The organism is Streptomyces sp. NBC_00045, assembly GCF_045041095.1.
GTDB lineage: Bacteria > Actinomycetota > Actinomycetes > Streptomycetales > Streptomycetaceae > Streptomyces.
Window position 1 is genome coordinate 3,440,060 of record NZ_CP108271.1, and the last position, 17,812, is coordinate 3,457,871.

Genomic DNA, 17,812 nt, shown 5'->3' on the forward strand with positions numbered 1-17,812 from the left:
CCCATCGGTTCGGGCACGGCACCCTAGCGGAGCGTCCGTCACCCACCAAAGCCGGACGACTACCCAGCGTGTCGCAGGAGCGGCGGCTCAGTAGTCGAAGGCGCGCGCCGTGTTCGCCGCCAGGGCGGTGGCCATCGCGTCCTCGTCGATCCCGCGCACCGCCGCCATGGCCCGTACGGTCAGCGGAATGAGGTACGGCGCGTTGGGCCGTCCGCGGTACGGCGCGGGGGTGAGGTAGGGGGCGTCCGTCTCGACGAGCACCAGTTCCAGCGGGGCCACGGCGAGGGCGTCGCGCAGCGGCTGGGCGTTCTTGAAGGTCACGGTCCCGGCGAACGACATGTAGTAGCCGGCGGCGGCGCATTCGCGCGCCATGTCGGCGTCGCCGGAGTAGCAGTGGAACACGGTCCGCTCGGGCGCGCCCTCCTCGCGCAGGATGCGCAGGACGTCTGCGTGGGCCTCCCGGTCGTGGATGACGAGGGCCTTGCCGCGGCGCTTCGCGATCTCGATGTGGGCGCGGAAGGAACGCTCCTGCGCGGCCATTCCCTCGGGTCCGGTGCGGAAGAAGTCGAGGCCGGTCTCGCCGACCGCCTTCACGTGGGCGAGCTGCGCGAGTTCCTCGATCTCGGCGAGCGCCGCGTCGAGGGCGGCCTCCCCGCCGCCGGCCCGCGCGCCCTGCCGCGACCATCCGTCGGGGTCCCCGTGCACGATGCGCGGCGCTTCGTTCGGGTGAAGGGCGACCGCCGCGTGGACGTTCTCGTACGCGGCGGCGGTCTCGGCCGCCCAGCGGGAGCCCTTCACGTCGCAGCCCACCTGGACGACGGTGGTCACCCCGACGGACGCGGCCTTGGCGAGCCCCTCCTCGACGGTGCCGCCCTGCATGTCCAGATGGGTGTGGGAGTCCGCGACCGCCACCCGGAGGGGCTCGGGCAGCGGCGGCGGGGTGTCCTTGGAGGCAGTGCTCATGGAGCCGATCTTATGACCGGCGGAAGATCCTCCTCAGCCGGGAGAGCAGGCCCCCGCGCTCCGCGGCCCCGTCCACCGGGACGGGCCCGGGGGCGTCGTGCGTCGGGGTCTTGCGCTGCTTCGGGGTCCGCGGGACGTTCGCGCCGGCCGGTACCGGGCCGGCGATGCCGGGCGAGATGCGGTGGTGGTAGAGCTTGTCGATCGTGCCGAGCACCGACGACACCTGGCCCTCCCGCATGATCCGCACCACGTGCCCGCCGCAGTTGTGGCAGGTCGGGTTGGACAGCGGGGAGGGGACCCGCTCGCCATTGACCGTGTAGATGATGAAGGGCTGGCCCTTGCCGTCGACGTGGTGCTCGATCTCGTAGCCCTGCTCCCACCCGTACCCGCACTTCATGCAGGCGAAGGAGTACGCCTCGTGCACGGTCGGCACACCGGGCCTGGGCACGGTGACGGGTGCTGCGGGCGCTGACGCGGGCGCGGGTACGGGGGTCGAGGTGTCTGCGATCTCACTCATGCCAGCTCCTCTTGTTCCACTGGTGCCATTGCCAGTGGACGCCTCTTCGGGCGGGAGCGCATCAGGCCCTGTCTACTGTTGGACGGCCTTTGGGCGACTCATGCCCAAAGCGCCCGGTGCGCGGTCTGAGCTTTGCTTTTCAGGTTAGCTCTTTACCGTCCTGCGGCATGTTCCGAGCCGCATTCTTTGCCGCGACGACCGCGTCGAAGACCTCCCGCTTGGGTACCCCGGCCTCGGCCGCGACCGCCGCGATGGCGTCTTTCCGCCGCTCCCCGGCCTCCTCGCGCACCCGCACCCTGCGCACCAGCTCCTCGGCGTCCACGTCGCCGGGCCCGGCGGCCGGGGCGCCCTCCACGACGACGGTGATCTCGCCGCGCACGCCCTCAGCGGCCCAGGCCGCCAGCTCGCCGAGCCCGCCGCGCTTGACCTCCTCGTACGTCTTGGTCAGCTCGCGGCACACCGCGGCCCGCCGGTCGGCGCCGAACACCTCGGCCATCGCGGCGAGGGCGTCGTCGAGCCGGTGCGGGGCCTCGAAGTAGACGAGCGTGCGGCGCTCGCCCTCGACCTCGCGGAGCCGGCCGAGGCGCTCGCCCGCCTTGCGGGGCAAGAACCCCTCGAAGCAGAAGCGGTCCACCGGCAGCCCCGAGAGGGCCAGCGCGGTCAGCACCGCCGACGGCCCGGGCACGGCGGTGACCTTGATGTCCTTCTCGACGGCGGCGGCGACCAGCCGGTAGCCGGGGTCGGAGACCGACGGCATGCCGGCGTCGGTCACCAGCAGCACCCGCCTGCCCTCCTCCAGCGCCTGGACCAGCTCCGGGGTGCGCGCCGACTCGTTGCCCTCGAAATACGACACGACGCGCCCGGTGGTGTGCACGCCGAGTCCCTGCGTCAGCCGGCGCAGCCGCCGGGTGTCCTCGGCGGCGACCACGTCGGCCCGCTCCAGCTCGGCCGCGAGTCGGGGCGGGGCGTCGGCGAGATCGCCGATCGGGGTACCGGCGAGCACGAGCACGCCTGCGGAGGAGGCGGAGGAGGAGGTCGAGGAGAAGGTTTCGGAGCCGGCAGGCTGGTCAGTCGTCACCCGCCCATCCTCTCAGCCGCCCCACCCGGCACACGCTCCGGCGGTCCCCGGCACTGGGGTTCGCACAGGTGCGTTCCCTACGATGAGCCGGTGACCAGTACCGCGACGCCGCCGCCCAGCCCCGCGGGGGCCCCTCCCGCTCCTCCGGCGGGACGCGCAGAACAGCCGTCCACCTGGCTGCGCCGGCTGCGCAGCTTCGGCTACGCGCCGACCGCGGACGCCCGCCGCCCGGACGTCCGCGCCCGCCTGGTGCCCCCGTACGCCCGGCCCTCCGAGCAGCTGTGGACGGCGCTCGGCATCCCGCTGTCCGCGGCGGGGCACTGGCAGCGCGTGCTGGCATGGGCGGGGCCGCTGCTGGTGGCGCTGGTGGCCGGGGTGCTGCGCTTCGTGCACCTGGGCAGCCCGAAGGCGGTGATATTCGACGAGACGTACTACGCCAAGGACGCCTGGGCCACGATCCAACAGGGCTACGAGGCGAGCTGGCCCAAGGACATCGACAAGTCGATCCTCGCCAACCCCGACGGGATCGCCCTCCCGCTGGACCCCGGCTACGTCGTGCACCCCCCGGTCGGCAAGTGGGTCATCGGACTCGGCGAGTGGATGTTCGGCTTCACGCCGTTCGGCTGGCGGTTCATGACGGCCGTGCTCGGCACCCTGTCGGTGCTGCTGCTGTGCCGGATCGGGCGCCGCCTGTTCCGCTCCACCTTCCTGGGCTGCCTGGCGGGCGCGCTGCTCGCGGTGGACGGCCTGCACCTGGTGATGAGCCGCACCGCGCTGCTCGACCTGGTCCTGATGTTCTTCGTGCTCTGCGCGTTCGGGGCGCTGCTGATCGACCGGGACAAGGCCCGGGCCAGACTGGCGGACGCGCTGCCGGTGGACGAGGAGGGGCGCACCCGCCCGGACGTCACCGTCGCGGAGACGCTGCGGCTGGGCTGGCGCCCGTACCGGATCCTGGCGGGCGTCTGCCTGGGCCTGGCCTTCGGCACGAAGTGGAACGGCCTGATCGTGCTGGCCTTCTTCGGGGTGCTGACCGTCCTGTGGGACGCGGCCGCGCGCCGTACTGCCGGGGCGGGCGCCCCGTACGCGGCGATGCTGCGCCGTGACGCGCTGCCGGGCTTCCTCTCGACGGTGCCGGTGGCGGTGGCGGTGTACCTGGCCTCCTGGACGGGCTGGATCCTGAGCCCGGACAACGGCAAGGGCGGGTACTTCCGTGACTGGGCCGCCAAGAACGACCAGGGCAGTTCGCTGTCGTTCCTGCCGGAGTGGCTGCGCAGCCTGTGGCACTACGAGACCGAGGTCTACAAGTTCCACGTCGGTCTGACCTCGGGCCACACGTACGAGTCGAACCCGTGGAGCTGGCTGGTCCTGGGCCGTCCCGTCTCCTACTTCTACGAGTCCCCCGACCCCGGTACGGCCGGCTGCCCGGCGACGGAGGCGGGCAAGTGCGCCCGCGAGGTGCTGGCCCTGGGCACCCCGATGCTGTGGTGGGCGGGCTGCTTCGCGCTGCTGTACGTGCTGTGGCGGTGGTTGTTCCGCCGCGACTGGCGGGCGGGCGCGATCGCGTGCGCGCTGGGCGCGGGCCTGCTGCCCTGGTTCAACTACCAGGAGCGGACGATCTTCTTCTTCTACGCGGTGGTCTTCGTCCCGTACCTGTGCCTGGCGGTGACGATGATGATCGGCGCCCTACTGGGCCCCTCGGGCTCGACGGAGCGCAGGCGCGCGCTCGGCGCGATCGCGGCGGGCGTGCTGGTCCTCCTCATCATCTGGAACTTCATCTACTTCTGGCCGATCTATACCGGCCAGTCCATCCCGATGGACTCCTGGCGCAACCGCATGTGGCTGGACACCTGGGTCTAGCAGCCACGACGGCGGGCCCGGCACCTGGTGGTGCCGGGCCCGCCGTTTTTCATGTGGAATATATCCGTCCAGTAACAAGGTGTGCACGCTGCGCGAACTCCGCGTAAGGTCTGCACCTGGAGTTCTTTGAACGCGTTCAGGGAACTGTGGCTCCTGGGGAGGGGACGTACGTGAACGGGGCGGCGAAGGGTGCCATCGTCGGCGGGGTGTTCCTCGCGATGGTCGGCGGGGCCGGGTACGGGGTGTACGCGCTGGTAGACGGCAGCGGCGGGGACGACGGCGACGCCAAGGGGGGCGCCTCCGTCCAGTCCGCGAAGGGCAGCGGGCCCGTCACCGACAAGGAGGCCGCACAGACCGCGAAGGCCTTCTTCGCCGCTTGGGCGGCCGGGGACGCGCGCGCCGCCGCGGAACTGACGAACAACGTGCAGGCCGCGCAGACCGCCGTGGCCGACTACCGGGCCAAGGCGTACGTGTCCAAGGCCGTGATCACCCCCGGGGCGCAGACGGGCACGACCATCCCGTTCGGCGTCGCCGCGGAGGTCACGTACGAGGGCGCCACCAAGCCGCTCGCGTACGAGTCCAAGCTGACCGTCGTACGCGGAACGACCAGCGGGAAGCCGCTCGTCGACTGGCAGCCCTCGGTGCTCCACCCGCAGCTGCAGAAGGACGAGAAGCTGCGCGCGGGCGCCCCGACGGCACCCCCGGTCAAGGCCGTGGACCGCAACGGCGAGGAGCTCAGCGCCGAGAAGTACCCGTCGCTGCGGCCGGTCCTCGACCAGCTGCGCCAGACGTACGGCGGCAAGGTGGGCGGAAAGACCGGGGCCGAGCTGTGGATCGAGCCGGCGGCCCAGGACGCACCGAAGCGGACCCTGCTGACGCTGGTGGAGGGTGAGCCGAGCACCCTGAAGACCTACCTGGACGCGAACGTGCAGGCGGCGGCCGAGAAGGCCGTCGCCAAGTACCCGGAGTCCTCGGTGGTCGCCGTCCAGCCGAGCAACGGGCACGTCCTGGCCGTCGCCAACAACCGCAAGGACGGCTTCAACGCGGCGATGGAGGGGCGGCGGGCGCCCGGCTCGACGATGAAGATCGTGACGTCGGCGATGCTGATCGACCGGGGCAAGGCGGCGGCCGACCAGCCCGCGGAGTGCACCAAGGACGCCTCCTGGGGCGGCCGCACCTTCCACAACCTGAACAACTTCGAACTGCCCGGCGCGAACTTCGCGACCAGCTTCGCCAAGTCCTGCAACACCGCCTTCATCAAGCAGATCGACAACGTCGACGACGACGCGGCGCTGGCGAAGGAGGCCAGGGAGGTCTTCGGCCTCGGCCTGGACAACTGGAAGACCGGCATCCGATCGACCGACGGGAAGGTCCCGGAGGCGACGGGCGCGGAGGCGGCCGCCGAGTACATCGGGCAGGGCCGGATCACCATGAACCCGCTGAACGTCGCCTCCTTCACCGCCACCGCGCGCAGCGGGTCCTTCCACCAGCCGCTGCTCGTCTCACCGGACCTCGACGGACGGTCCGTCGCGCAGGCAGCCCGACGGATGAAGCCGTCGGTGCAGCAGCAGCTGGTCCGGATGATGAAGCTGACGGCGACCAGCGGCACGGCCGCGCAGACGATGAGCGCGGTGGGCGGCTCCGACAAGGGGGCGAAGACCGGCTCGGCGGAGGTCGACGGCGCGGGCAGCCCGGACAGTTGGTTCACGGGCTACAGCGGGGACGTGGCCGCGGCGGCCATGGTCGAGGCCGGCGGCCACGGCGCCGACGCGGCGGGCCCGATCGTGGCGTCGGTGCTGTCCGCGTCCTGACGCGCCGGGCTCCCTACGGGGGGCTCGGGGCCGGGCCCGGGCCCCGGAGGCCCCGGCCCCGGCGCGCCGGTCAGCGTTCGCGGACGTCGGTCAGGGTGGCGCCGGCGTGGGTGACCAGGTCCCGCGGGGCCATGGCGAACACCGAGTGCGGGGTTCCGGCGGCCGCCCAGACCACCTCGTGGGCCAGCAGCGACCGGTCCGCCAGGACGCGCGTGCTGACCCGGTGCCCGAACGGCGGAACGCCGCCGATCGCGTATCCGGTGGTCTCGCGGACCAGCGTCGCGTCCGCCCGGGTGACCTTCTGCGCACCCAGCTCGCGGCGGACCGCGTCCACGTCGACGCGCGACGCCCCGTCCATCAGGACCACCACCGGCACCCCGTCCGCGGCGAAGATCAGCGACTTCGCGATCTGACCGAGTTCACAGCCGATCGCGGCTGCCGCTTCGGCGGCGGTGCGAGTGCCGTCGGGGAAGGTGCGTACGGTCACGTCGAGTCCCAGCTCCGCCAGGGCTTCTGCGAAACGGGGATGGGTGCTGGTCGTCATGCGGGCACGCTAGCGCCCCGCGCACCCCTCGGGCGAGGCACTTTCCCCCCGCCCCCCGACGACTGCGCCGCACCCGGACCCGGACCCGCACCAGGACCCGCACCAGGACCCGGCGGCGGGTTAAAGGCAGGCCTGGACGGCCCGGACCAGGGCCTGGGCGCGGGGGTCGGCCGTGACCGACTTGGCGTGGGCGTTGGTCACGTAGCCGAAGCCGATCCCGGCCTCCGTGTCCGCAAAGGCCAGCGAGCCGCCGCGCCCCGGGTGCCCGAACGACGCCGGGGACAGCAGTGGCGACGCCGGGCTGTGCAGCATGTACCCGGGGCCGAAGCGCGTGTTGACGACCAGCACCCGGTCCGGCCCGGACGAGAGCTCCGTACCGGCCAGTCGGAGCGTCTGCGGTGTGAACAGGCGCGTGCCGTCCTCGGTGTCGCCCAGCAGCGCCGCGTACACCCCGGCCAGGCCGCGCGCCGTGCCGATGCCCGCCGACGCCGGGAGCTCGGCCGCCCGGTACTCCGGGGCGTTCTCATCCGGCAGCGGCGTGATCGCCGCGAATGCCCGCCGGGTCAGGGACGCCGGATCGGCGTACGCCTCCGAAACGTTGCGCCTGGGTCGCGTGCGCAGGCCGCCCGCCGTCTCCGGCGGGTCCACGGGACCCACCCGGCCCACCCGGCCGGCCTGCGCCTGCGGCAGGCCGATCCAGAACTCCAGCCCGCGCGGGCCCGTGACCTCCTGCGCGAGCCACTGGCCCAGCGAGGCCCCGGTCACCCTCAGCACCAGCTCCGACAGCAGCCAGCTGTACGTCTGCGCGTGGTAGCCGTGGGCCGAGCCCGGCTCCCAGAAGGCCCGCTGCTCGGCGACGGCGCGCGCACCGGAGATCCCGTCCGCGGCTTCGGCGGGCGTGAGCGGCACGTCCAGCGCGGGCACGCCCGCCCGGTGCGCGAGCAGGTCCCGGACCAGCGCCCGCTCCTTGCCGCCCGCCTTGAACTCCGGCCAGTACGCCGCCACGGGTGCATCCAGGTCGAGCAGCCCGCGCTGGTTCAGCAGCAGCGGTACGACGGCGGCCACGCCCTTGGTGGCCGAGCGCACCACCTGTGCGGTGCCCGCCTCCCAGGGCTCGCCCGCGTCGCCGCCTGCGTCGCCGTCGACGTGCTTCGGGCCCGCCCACAGGTCCACGACCTTCCGGCCGTCCCGGTACACGGCCACCGCCGCGCCCCGGTCCCCGAGCACCTCGAAGTTGCGTACGAAAGCGTCCCGGACGGCCTCGAAGCCCGCCGCCACCTCACCCTGGATGTTCACGAGCGGTCCAACAATCACCTGGTCCGACTTATGCCACCGCCGACACGGGTCCCGCCGGCTCAGGCCACCGACACGGAGCGCGGGTCGAAGCCGAAGGGGAGCTCCAGCCGGTGGGCGCGCATCAGCTCCTCGTCGCACAGCAGGTCCTGGGTGCGCCCGTCGGCCGCGATGACGCCCTCGCTGAGGATCACCGACCGCGGGCACAGCTCCAGCGCGTACGGCAGGTCGTGGGTGACCATCAGCACCGTCACGTCCAGCGAGCGCAGGATGTCGGCGAGCTCGCGGCGTGAGGCCGGGTCCAGGTTCGACGAGGGCTCGTCCAGGACCAGGATCTCGGGCCGCATGGCCAGTACGGTCGCGACCGCGACCCGGCGGCGCTGCCCGAAGGACAGGTGGTGCGGCGGGCGGTCCGCGAAGGCCTCCATCCCGACCTGAGCCAGCGCCTCGCGGACCCGCGCCTCCAGTTCCGCGCCGCGCAGGCCGGCGGCGGCCGGGCCGAAGGCCACGTCCTCGCGCACGGTCGGCATGAACAGCTGGTCGTCGGGGTCCTGGAAGACGATGCCGACCCGGCGCCGGATTTCCGCGAAGTTCCGCTTCTCGACCGGCAGCCCGGCCACCGTCACGGTGCCGACCCCGCCAGCGAGGATGCCGTTGAGGTGCAGGACGAGGGTCGTCTTGCCGGCGCCGTTCGGGCCGAGGAGGGCCACCCGCTCGCCCTGTCCGACGGTCAGGTCCACCCCGAAGAGGGCTTGGTGCCCGTCCGGGTAGGCGTACGCGAGGCCGGCGACCTCAAGGGAAGCGGCGGAGGCGGGAGCGGGCGCAGGAGTCACAGGGTCCATCCCATCAGACAGACGGCGAGCGCCGTCGCCGGGAGCGCGGCCGCGTACGCCCACTGGGCGCGGGTGGCCACGACTTCGTCGATCACGGGCATCGAGCCGGTGTAGCCGCGGCTGACCATCGCGAGGTGGACCCGCTCGCCGCGCTCGTAGGAGCGGATGAACAGGGCTCCGGCGGTCTTGGCCAGCACCCCCCAGTGGCGGATGCCGCCGGCCTCGAACCCGCGCGAGCGCCGGGCGATCGACATCCGCCGCAGCTCGTCGGTGATGACGTCGCCGTACCGGATCATGAAGGAGGCGATCTGCACGAGCAGCGGCGGCAGCTTCAGCCGCTGGAGCCCGAGCAGCAGCGCGCGCAGTTCGGTGGTGGAGGCGAGCAGGACGGAGGCGGCGACGCCGAGGGTGCCCTTGGCCAGTACGTTCCAGGCGCCCCACAGGCCCGAGACGCTGAGCGACACGTCGAGTCCGCCCATACCGACGCTGATCCGCTCGCCCTGCGCCACGAACGGCATGAGCACGGCGAAGGCCACGAACGGGACCTCGATCAGCAGCCGCCGCAGCAGGAAGCCGGCCGGGATCCGGGCGGCCGCCGTGACCGCCGCGATGAGGACGGCGTACAGCCCGAAGGCCCACACCGCTTCGCGCGGTGTGGACACGACGACCACGACGAAGCCGAAGGCCGCGGCCAGCTTGCAGTGCGGCGGCAGGGCGTGGATCGGCGAGTGCCCGTGCCGGTAGAGCTTGTGGGCGTGTCCGGCGCCCATCTCAGAGCGCCGTCGACGCGGTCGAGGCGGCCGTCAGGTCCTCGGCGCGGCGGCGGCGCACGGTCCAGAAGATCCCGGTGCCGACGGCGATGGTCGCGCCGACGCCGATGACACCGGCGAGGCCTCCGGAGAGGCGGGCGTCGCCGATGTCCTTGACGCTGTAGTCGGCGAGCGGGGAGTCGGCGGTGGCGTGCTCCTTCCCCTTCTGGTCGATGCCCTGCTCAGCGGCGACCTTCTCCAGGCCGTCGGGGCTGGTGGAGGCGTAGAAGGAGACGAAGCCGGCCAGTACGAGGGCGGTGACCAGGCCGGTGATCCACACGGGCTTGGCGGAGCGGGCGGGGGCGGGTGCCGCGGCCGGCGCGGCGGCCGGGGCGTCGACCAGTTCCCCGCCGACGCGCAGCTTCAGCGGCGCGGCCAGCCCGCGCGCCCCGTGCACCAGGTCGGGCCGTACGGCCAGTACGGCGCCCACGGTCGCGGCGGTGATGACGGCCTCGCCGATGCCGATCAGGACGTGTACGCCGACCATGGCGGTGAACACCTTGCCGAGCGGGACGTCGGTGGTCCCGCCGAGGGCGTACAGGAGGCTGAACATGACGGCCGCGCCGGGCACCGAGAGCAGTGCTCCGGCGAAGGCGGCCACGGTGACCGAGCGCCGGGTGTCGGGCAGGAGCTTCAGCAGACCGCGGAAGACGGCGTAGGCGACGACCACGGTCACGACGGCCATGTTCATGACGTTGACGCCGAGGGCGGTCAGGCCGCCGTCGGCGAACAGGACGCCCTGCATGAGCAGGACCACGGACACGCACAGCACACCCGTGTAGGGGCCCACGAGTATCGCGGCGAGGGCTCCGCCGAGCAGGTGTCCGCTGGTGCCTGCGGCGACGGGGAAGTTCAACATCTGGACGGCGAAGATGAACGCGGCGACGAGCCCGGCGAGCGGGGCCGCCCGCTCGTCGAGTTCTCGGCGGGCGCCGCGGAGGCTGACGGCCACCGCGCCCGCAGCGGCGACACCTGCGGCGATGGAGACGGGGGCGTCGATGAAGCCGTCGGGCACATGCATGGGGGTGCTCCGCTTCCTGCGGTGTTGAGCTGACGAAATCTTTAGCTGCTCAAGAATAGTGCCCAGTTGCAAATGATTGGCAAGAGCGCCCACAGCACAAATACGGCCGCGCAGATTCGTGGGAATGTGCGAGGCTGGGGGAAATACGGACTCATATGTTCCGATTAGAGGAGTCTTGTCGTGTCAGGCACCGCCGAGAATCCCCCCGCGACGGCAGCCGCGACCGCCGTCGCCACCGCCGTCGCGACCACCACCACCGCCGTCACCGTCGCCGCCGTCGAGGACCGCGTCATCGCCCGCGTGATCAGCGACGACCCGCTCTTCCGGAAGATCCCGGTCGCCCTGCGCTTCGCCCCTGACGAGCCGCTCGCCGTACGGATCGTCTTCCCCGCCGGCCTCTCCCCCGAGGGCACCGACAACGAGTGGGTCTTCCCCAGGGCCCTCCTCGAAGCCGGCCTCCAGGCCCCGACCGGCACGGGCGACGTACGCGTCTGGCCCTGCGGACGCGTCCAGGCGGTCGTCGAGTTCCACTCCCCCGAAGGGGTCGCGGTCATCCAGTTCGACATCGCCGCGCTGCGCCGATTCCTGCGCCGTACGAACGCCGCCGTCACCCGACAGGCCTAACGGGACCGGCCCCGTACCTGACGATCAGGTACGGGGCCGGTCCTTCCTGCCGGGGCGGGTCAGGCGTTGACCAGCTCGCGGTCCTTGTCCGGGCCCTCCGAAGACCCGTCGGCACCTTCGAGGTGCTTGCGCAGGCTCTCGCCCTCCACGTCCACGTTGGGCAGCAGCCGGTCCAGCCAGCGCGGCAGCCACCAGGCCTTGTGGCCGAGCAGTGCGAGCACCGCCGGGACGATCGTCATACGGACGACGAAGGCGTCGAAGAGGACGGCGATGGCGAGACCGAAGCCGATCATCTTGATCATCTGCTCGCTGGCGCCGATGAAGCCCGAGAACACCGCGATCATGATGACGGCGGCCGCCACGACCACCCGAGCGCTGTACTGGAAGCCGGTCACCACGGCCTGGCCCGGGCGCTCGCCGTGGACGTACGCCTCACGCATCCGGGTGACGAGGAAGACCTCGTAGTCCATGGCGAGGCCGAAGACGACGCCCACCATGAAGATCGGCATCATGCTCATGATCGGACCGGTCTGCTCCACTCCGAAGACCGAGCCGAGCCAGCCCCACTGGAAGACCGCGACGACGGCGCCGAGGGCGGCGACCACCGAGAGCAGGAAGCCGAGGGCCGCCTTGAGCGGGACCAGGATGGAGCGGAAGACCAGCATCAGCAGCAGGAAGGCGAGGCCGACCACGAGCGCCAGGTAGGGCAGCAGCGCGTCGTTCATCTTCTGCGAGAAGTCGATGTTCATCGCGGTGGCGCCGGTGACGAGGACGTCGTCGCCGCTGCCGTCGCGGATCGTGTGGACCAGGTTCTCGGTCTCCACCGAGGACGGACGGTCCTTCGGGATGACGGTGATCACCGAGGCGTCGCCGTCCTGGTTCGGGGTCGGCGGGGTGACCGCGGCCACGCCCTCCAGGCCCTTGATCCGGTCGACCGTCTCGTCGGCGAGGCTCTTGTCGCCGTCGACGACCACCATCAGCGGGCCGTTGAAGCCCGGGCCGAAGCCCTCCGACAGCAGGTCGTACGCCTTGCGCTGGGTGGTGGAGACCGGCTGGGCGCCGTCGTCCGGCAGGCCCATCTCCAGCTTGCTCGCCGGGATCGCGATGGCGCCGAGACCGATGACACCGACCAGCAGCACCATGACGGGGCGGCGCAGCACGAAGCGGGCCCAGCGGGTGCCGCCGTTGGCCTTGGGCTCGGCGCCGGCCGGCTTGCCCTTGCCGAACAGCTTGCTCTTCGTACCGGCGGGCAGGACCTTCTTGCCGGCGAAGCCCAGGATGGCCGGGACCAGCGTCAGGGCGACGAGGACGGCGATGACCACGGTGCCCGCGGCGGCGAAGCCCATCTTGGTCAGCATCGGGATGTTGACGACGGCCAGGCCCACGAGGGCGATGACCACGGTGAGGCCCGCGAACACGACGGCCGATCCGGCGGTTCCGGCGGCCCGGCCCGCGGCCTCGTCCCGCTCGCGGCCCTCGGCGAGCTCCGCGCGGTAGCGGGAGACGATGAAGAGCGCGTAGTCGATGCCGACCGCGAGGCCGATCATCATCGCGAGGGTGGAGGTGGTGGTGCCGAGGTCCAGCACGTTGGCGAGCGCGGTGATGGAGGAGACGCCGATGCCCACGCCGATCAGCGCGGTCAGCAGCGGCAGCCCGGCCGCGATCAGCGAGCCGAAGGTGATGACCAGCACGATCGCCGCGATCAGGATGCCGACGATCTCGCCGGAGCCGGTCTCGGGGGGCGTCATCAGGGCGTCGCCGCCGATCTCGACGGTGAGCCCGGCGTTCTTGGCCGCGGTGCCGGAGTCCTTGAGCGCGTCGCGCGTCTCGTCCTTCAGCTCCATGCCGCTGACCGTGTACTTGACGCTCACGTACGCGGTGGAGCCGTCCCGGCTCACCGCCTGCGCCTGGTACGGGTCGGCGACCGAGGCGACCTGGGCCTTGCCCGGGCCGCCCTTCAGGTCGGAGACGATCTTCTCGACCTCGGCCTTGTTCTTCGGGTCGTTGACCGAGGCCCCCGCGGGCGCCTTGACGACGATGCGGGCGGTGGCGCCGTCCGCGGCCATGCCCGGGAACTTCTTGTCCAGCACGTCGAAGGCCTTCTGGGCCTCCGTGCCGGGTATCGAGAACGATCCGGAGGTGGGCGCGGACGCCGTCGCCGCGCCGAAGCCGGCGGCGAACAGCAGCGCCACCCAGACGAGGGCGACGAGGCCACGGCGCCGGAAGGCGCCCCTGCCGAGTCGATAGAGGAAGGTAGCCACGGAGGCGGTTCTCCCGTTCAGGTCGTGGGATGGATCCGGGATGGATCAGGGCGTGGAGAGCCGGCCCGACGACGAGAGCGGCGTGTCAGGAGCAGCATGAGGGAGTCGCGAGGACTCAGACGCCGAGGGCGGGGAAGACCACGGAGTCGATGAAGTCGGCGAGGAACGCCTGGTCCACGGATCGGTCCTCCATCAACGGCAACGCGATGAAGGCGCCGATCAGCATGTGCGGCACGAAACGGATCGCGGGGCAGTCCGGGGCGACCTCGCCCCGTTCCACGGCCCGCCGCAGGATCTCGTCGAGTCCGGAGATCTCCGGCTCCATGAGCAGCCTGCGCAGTGCCTGGTGCAGTTCGGGGCTCTCGTGGACGGCGTGGGCGAGGCCCCGCAGCAGTGCGGTGTCCTTCGCCATCTGCGCGTTGTCGGAGAGCTCGACCATGCGGTGGAAGTCGCCGCGCAGCGTGCCCGTGTCGATCTCCCGCAGGGAGGCCGGCTGGGTGCACCGCAGGGCCTTGGCGACCAGCTCGGGCTTGCTCCCCCACTGGCGGTAGAGGGTGGCCTTGCTGGACTTCGTACGGGCGGCGACCGCATCCATGGTCAGCGCCTCGTAGCCGACTTCGCGGAGCAGGTCCAGGACCGCCCCGTGGAGTTCGGCTTCCCGCTCGGGGGTGATCCGGCTGCGCCGCGACGAGAGTTCTTCGGACATCTCCGGCACCTCCCATCCGAACGAAACCGTTTCGTACACGATGACGATACCCCCGACCCGAACGAAACGAAACCGTTCCGTTTCGTTTCGGCGGGTGGCATGGATCACCTGTACGAGTTGCCAGGCCCCCTCGGCACGGAAAGCATTGTGGGGTGAGTCACGACGGCGCGTACCTCCGCTTCCCGCACCTCCACGACGATCTGCTGTGCTTCGCCACCGAGGACGACCTCTGGGTCGCCCCGCTGGTCCCCGAAGGCCAGGCCCCCGGCCGCGCCTGGCGGATCACCGTCGACCGGACCAGAGTCGGCCACCCCCGATTCTCCCCCGACGGCCGTCACATCGCCTTCACCACCTGGCGCAGCCTCGACCCCGAGATCCACCTGGCCCCGGTGGACGGCGGCCCCGCCCGCCAGCTGAGCTTCTGGGGCGCCACCGACACCCGGGTCTGCGGCTGGACCCCGCCCGACAAGGACGGCCACAGCGACATCCTCGCCGTGTCCTCGCACAGCCAGCCCTTCTCCTACTTCGCCTGGGCCTACAGCGTGCCGACCGACGGCTCGCCCGGCGGCAAACTGCCCTGGGGGCCGGTCTCGGACATCGCCGTCCACGAGGAACCGGGTGGCGAGCGGCGCACCCTCCTGCTGACCGGCAAGCCCCCGCACGAACCCGCCGCCTGGAAGCGCTACCGCGGCGGCGCCACCGGCCGGCTCTGGCTGCACGGCGAGCGGCTGCTGGAGGACATCGAGGGCCACCTCGACGCCCCGATGTTCGTGGACGGCCGCATCGCCTTCCTCTCCGACCACGAGGGCATCGGCAACCTGTACTCCTGCCTCCCCGACGGCACCGACCTGCGCCGCCACACCGACCACGAGGAGTTCTACGCCCGGCACGCCTCCAGCGACGGCACCCGCGTCGTCTACCAGTGCGCCGGGGACCTCTGGCTCGTCGACTCGCTGTCCCCGGACGCGGCCCCGCGCCGGCTCGACGTCCGCCTCGGCGGCCCCCGCGCGGGCCGCCGCACGTACCAGGTCTCGGCGGCCAGCCACGTCGACTCGCTCTCCGTCGACGCCACCGGCCGGGCCAGCGCGGTCGTCATCCGCGGCAGCCTGTACTGGCTCACCCACCGCGACGGGCCCGCCCGGACCATCGCCGACACCCCCGGCGTGCGGGTACGGCTGCCCGAGATGCTCGGCAGCAGCGGGCAGGTCGCTTACGTGACCGACGCGGAGGGCGAGGACGCGATCGAGATCGCCTATCTCCCCCGGGCCTCCGGCGACCGGGAGCCGCGCCGGCTGGCCTCCGGCGAGCTGGGCCGCGTACTGGAACTGCTCGCCGACCCGGACGGGGAGCGCCTCGCCATCGCCTCCAACGACGGTCGGCTGCTGCTCATCGACGCCAGCGAGGAGTCCGGGGGAGGCGAGGTCACCGAGCTGATCCGGTCCATCAACGGGCCCGTCACCGACCTGGCGTTCTCCCCCGACGGGGCCTGGCTGACCTGGTCGCACCCGGGCATCGGGCGCTCGCTGCGCCAGATCAAGATGGCCCGGATCTCCGGCCCCGGCCCGCGGTCGATCGTGGACGTCACCAACGGCCGCTTCGAGGACGAGAATCCGGTCTTCACCCGGGACGGCCGCTACCTGGCCTTCCTCTCGTGGCGCGGGTTCGACCCGGTGTACGACGTCCACACCGGCGACCTGTCCTTCCCGCTGGGCTGCCGCCCGTACCTGGTGCCGCTGTCCTCGGCGACCCCCTCGCCGTTCGCGTTCACCCCCGACGGCCGCCCGGCCGCGGGCGGGCTCGACCCGGGCGAGGGCGAGGCCAGCGAGGGCGAAGGCACGGTCATGGTGGAGGTGGAGGGGCTGGAGAGCCGCGTCACCCCGTTCCCGGTGACGGCGTCGAAGTACTCGGCCCTGTACCCGGTGCACGGCGGCGGACTGGTGTGGCTGCGCTGGCCGATCTCGGGCGCCCTCGGCGAGACCTTCGCCAGCCCGACCGACACCAGCGGCAAGCCCACGCTGGAGCACTTCGAGATCACCAAGGCGCGCAAGAGCGAACTGGCCTCCGGACTGGACTGGTTCGCGGTCAGCGGCGACGGCACCCGGCTCGTCATCAACGACGACGGGGACCTGCGCGCCGTCCCGTCGACCGAATCCGGCGACAGCGACTCAACGGTCTACCTGGACCTGCGGCGCATCCTGCACGAGGTGGACCCCGCCGCCGAGTGGCGCCAGGCGTTCGAGGAGGCCGGGCGGCTGATCCGCGCGTACTTCTGGGAGCCGGACATGTGCAACATCGACTGGGACGGGGTGCTGCGCCAGTACCGCCCCCTGGTCGAACGGGTCGCCTCGCCCGACGAGTTCGCGGACCTGCTGCGCGAGGTCCTCGGCGAACTCGGCACCTCGCACGCCTATGTCTCGCCCGCGCGCCGCAACGAGGGCCCGCCGCACTACCACCGGCCGATCGGGCTGCTCGGCGCCAACTTCGTGCCCCGCGAGGAGGGCTGGATGCTCGCCCGGATCCTGCCGGGCGAGTCCTCCGACTCCAAGGCCCGCTCCCCGCTCGCCGGCACCGGCATCCGGGAGGGCGCCGTGCTCACCCACGTCGACGGCCGGCCGGTGGACCCGGTGGCCGGCCCCTATCCGCTGCTCGCGGCGGCCGGCGGCACCACGGTCGAGCTGACCTTCGTGCCCGCCGAAGGCGAGGGCAGGGCCCGGCGGGTCGCGATCGTGCCGCTGATCGACGAGCGGCCGCTGCGCTACCAGGACTGGGTGTCCAAGCGGCGCGCGGTGGTCCGGGAGCTCAGCGGCGGCAAATGCGGCTACCTGCACATCCCCGACATGGGCGGCTCGGGCTGGGCGCAGTTCAACCGGGACCTGCGGATGGAGATGTCCCGGCCCGCGCTGATCGTGGACGTGCGCGGCAACGCGGGCGGGCACATCAGCGAGCTGGTGGTGGAGAAGCTGACCCGCTCGATCCTCGGCTGGGACCTGACGCGGGGCGCCCAGCCGGTGTCGTACGCCTCCAACGCGCCCCGCGGTCCGATCGTGGCGCTGGCCGACGAGGCGACCTCCTCGGACGGCGACATGATCACGGCGGCCATCAAGCTGCTCGGGCTGGGCCCGGTGGTCGGCCAGCGCACCTGGGGCGGGGTGGTCGGCATGACCGGCCGGCACACTCTGGGCGACGGAACGGTCATCACGGTGCCGATGAACGCCGCCTGGTTCCCGGAGTACGGCTGGTCGGTGGAGAACCACGGCGTGGAGCCGGACCTCGCGATCCTGCGCACCCCGCTCGACTGGGCGGAGGGGCGGCACGCGCAGATGGACGACGCCGTGCACCTGGCACTGGAGCTGCTGGAGCAGGAGCCGGCCGCGGTGCCGCCCGGGTACGCGGACGTGCCGGACCTGCGGCGTCCGAAGCTGCCGCCGAGGCAGTAGGGCACTCGCCGGGCGTGCGAGAGGGGCGCGACCGTGCCGTGCACGGTCGCGCCCCTTC

The 17,812-nt window shown here is 72.2% G+C and carries 14 protein-coding genes; 4 read left to right on the plus strand and 10 right to left on the minus strand.

What is annotated here, in order from left to right; genetic code table 11:
- Window positions 1-87: 87 nt before the first annotated feature.
- From OHA65_RS15995 to rsmI, 3 genes are all read right to left on the minus strand, one after another.
- Complete coding sequence (locus OHA65_RS15995) at window positions 88-963, minus strand: TatD family hydrolase (protein ID WP_328762987.1); 876 nt, start codon at window positions 961-963, stop codon at window positions 88-90.
- A 10-nt stretch (window positions 964-973) separates the two neighbouring features.
- Window positions 974-1,480: a hypothetical protein gene (locus OHA65_RS16000; protein ID WP_371643769.1), complete on the minus strand. Its 507-nt coding sequence runs from the start codon at window positions 1,478-1,480 to the stop codon at window positions 974-976.
- A 139-nt stretch (window positions 1,481-1,619) separates the two neighbouring features.
- Window positions 1,620-2,558 carry a 16S rRNA (cytidine(1402)-2'-O)-methyltransferase gene (gene rsmI / locus OHA65_RS16005; protein WP_371643771.1) on the minus strand — a complete coding sequence of 313 codons (939 nt, stop codon included), beginning with the start codon at window positions 2,556-2,558 and terminating at the stop codon, window positions 1,620-1,622.
- A gap of 90 nt (window positions 2,559-2,648) precedes the next feature.
- On the opposite strand from rsmI, the gene OHA65_RS16010 reads away from it, so the two are divergent.
- Window positions 2,649-4,415 (plus strand): dolichyl-phosphate-mannose--protein mannosyltransferase, encoded by a 1,767-nt coding sequence (locus OHA65_RS16010; RefSeq protein WP_371643773.1) that lies wholly within the window; start codon window positions 2,649-2,651, stop codon window positions 4,413-4,415.
- A gap of 170 nt (window positions 4,416-4,585) precedes the next feature.
- Window positions 4,586-6,226 (plus strand): penicillin-binding transpeptidase domain-containing protein, encoded by a 1,641-nt coding sequence (locus OHA65_RS16015; RefSeq protein ID WP_327283788.1) that lies wholly within the window; start codon window positions 4,586-4,588, stop codon window positions 6,224-6,226.
- A gap of 70 nt (window positions 6,227-6,296) precedes the next feature.
- Here the strand turns inward: OHA65_RS16015 and OHA65_RS16020 are convergent, their stop codons facing one another.
- The 5 genes from OHA65_RS16020 to OHA65_RS16040 form a co-directional block, all read right to left on the minus strand.
- Window positions 6,297-6,770, minus strand: coding sequence for a YbaK/EbsC family protein (locus OHA65_RS16020; RefSeq protein ID WP_327283789.1), 474 nt, complete (start codon window positions 6,768-6,770; stop codon window positions 6,297-6,299).
- Window positions 6,771-6,890: 120 nt separating this feature from the next.
- Window positions 6,891-8,066 carry a serine hydrolase domain-containing protein gene (locus tag OHA65_RS16025; RefSeq protein WP_327283790.1) on the minus strand — a complete coding sequence of 392 codons (1,176 nt, stop codon included), beginning with the start codon at window positions 8,064-8,066 and terminating at the stop codon, window positions 6,891-6,893.
- A gap of 59 nt (window positions 8,067-8,125) precedes the next feature.
- Window positions 8,126-8,905 (minus strand): ABC transporter ATP-binding protein, encoded by a 780-nt coding sequence (locus tag OHA65_RS16030; protein ID WP_327283791.1) that lies wholly within the window; start codon window positions 8,903-8,905, stop codon window positions 8,126-8,128.
- On the minus strand, window positions 8,893-9,666 hold the full coding sequence (gene cbiQ / locus OHA65_RS16035) for a cobalt ECF transporter T component CbiQ (RefSeq protein WP_327283792.1): 774 nt from the start codon (window positions 9,664-9,666) through the stop codon (window positions 8,893-8,895). The genes OHA65_RS16030 and cbiQ overlap by 13 nt, the downstream gene beginning before the upstream one ends.
- Before the next feature lies 1 nt (window position 9,667).
- Window positions 9,668-10,726: an energy-coupling factor ABC transporter permease gene (locus tag OHA65_RS16040; protein ID WP_405762031.1), complete on the minus strand. Its 1,059-nt coding sequence runs from the start codon at window positions 10,724-10,726 to the stop codon at window positions 9,668-9,670.
- Between the two features lie 180 nt (window positions 10,727-10,906).
- On the opposite strand from OHA65_RS16040, the gene OHA65_RS16045 reads away from it, so the two are divergent.
- Window positions 10,907-11,350 carry an SsgA family sporulation/cell division regulator gene (locus tag OHA65_RS16045; RefSeq protein WP_327283794.1) on the plus strand — a complete coding sequence of 148 codons (444 nt, stop codon included), beginning with the start codon at window positions 10,907-10,909 and terminating at the stop codon, window positions 11,348-11,350.
- Window positions 11,351-11,409: 59 nt separating this feature from the next.
- On the opposite strand, the gene OHA65_RS16050 is transcribed toward OHA65_RS16045, so the two are convergent.
- Complete coding sequence (locus tag OHA65_RS16050) at window positions 11,410-13,611, minus strand: MMPL family transporter (protein ID WP_327283795.1); 2,202 nt, start codon at window positions 13,609-13,611, stop codon at window positions 11,410-11,412.
- A 115-nt stretch (window positions 13,612-13,726) separates the two neighbouring features.
- Window positions 13,727-14,317 (minus strand): TetR/AcrR family transcriptional regulator, encoded by a 591-nt coding sequence (locus OHA65_RS16055; protein ID WP_327283796.1) that lies wholly within the window; start codon window positions 14,315-14,317, stop codon window positions 13,727-13,729.
- A 152-nt stretch (window positions 14,318-14,469) separates the two neighbouring features.
- Here OHA65_RS16055 and OHA65_RS16060 point away from each other — a divergent pair, with 152 nt between their 5' ends.
- On the plus strand, window positions 14,470-17,754 hold the full coding sequence (locus tag OHA65_RS16060; RefSeq protein WP_327283797.1) for a S41 family peptidase: 3,285 nt from the start codon (window positions 14,470-14,472) through the stop codon (window positions 17,752-17,754).
- The last annotated feature ends 58 nt before the right edge of the window (window positions 17,755-17,812 follow it).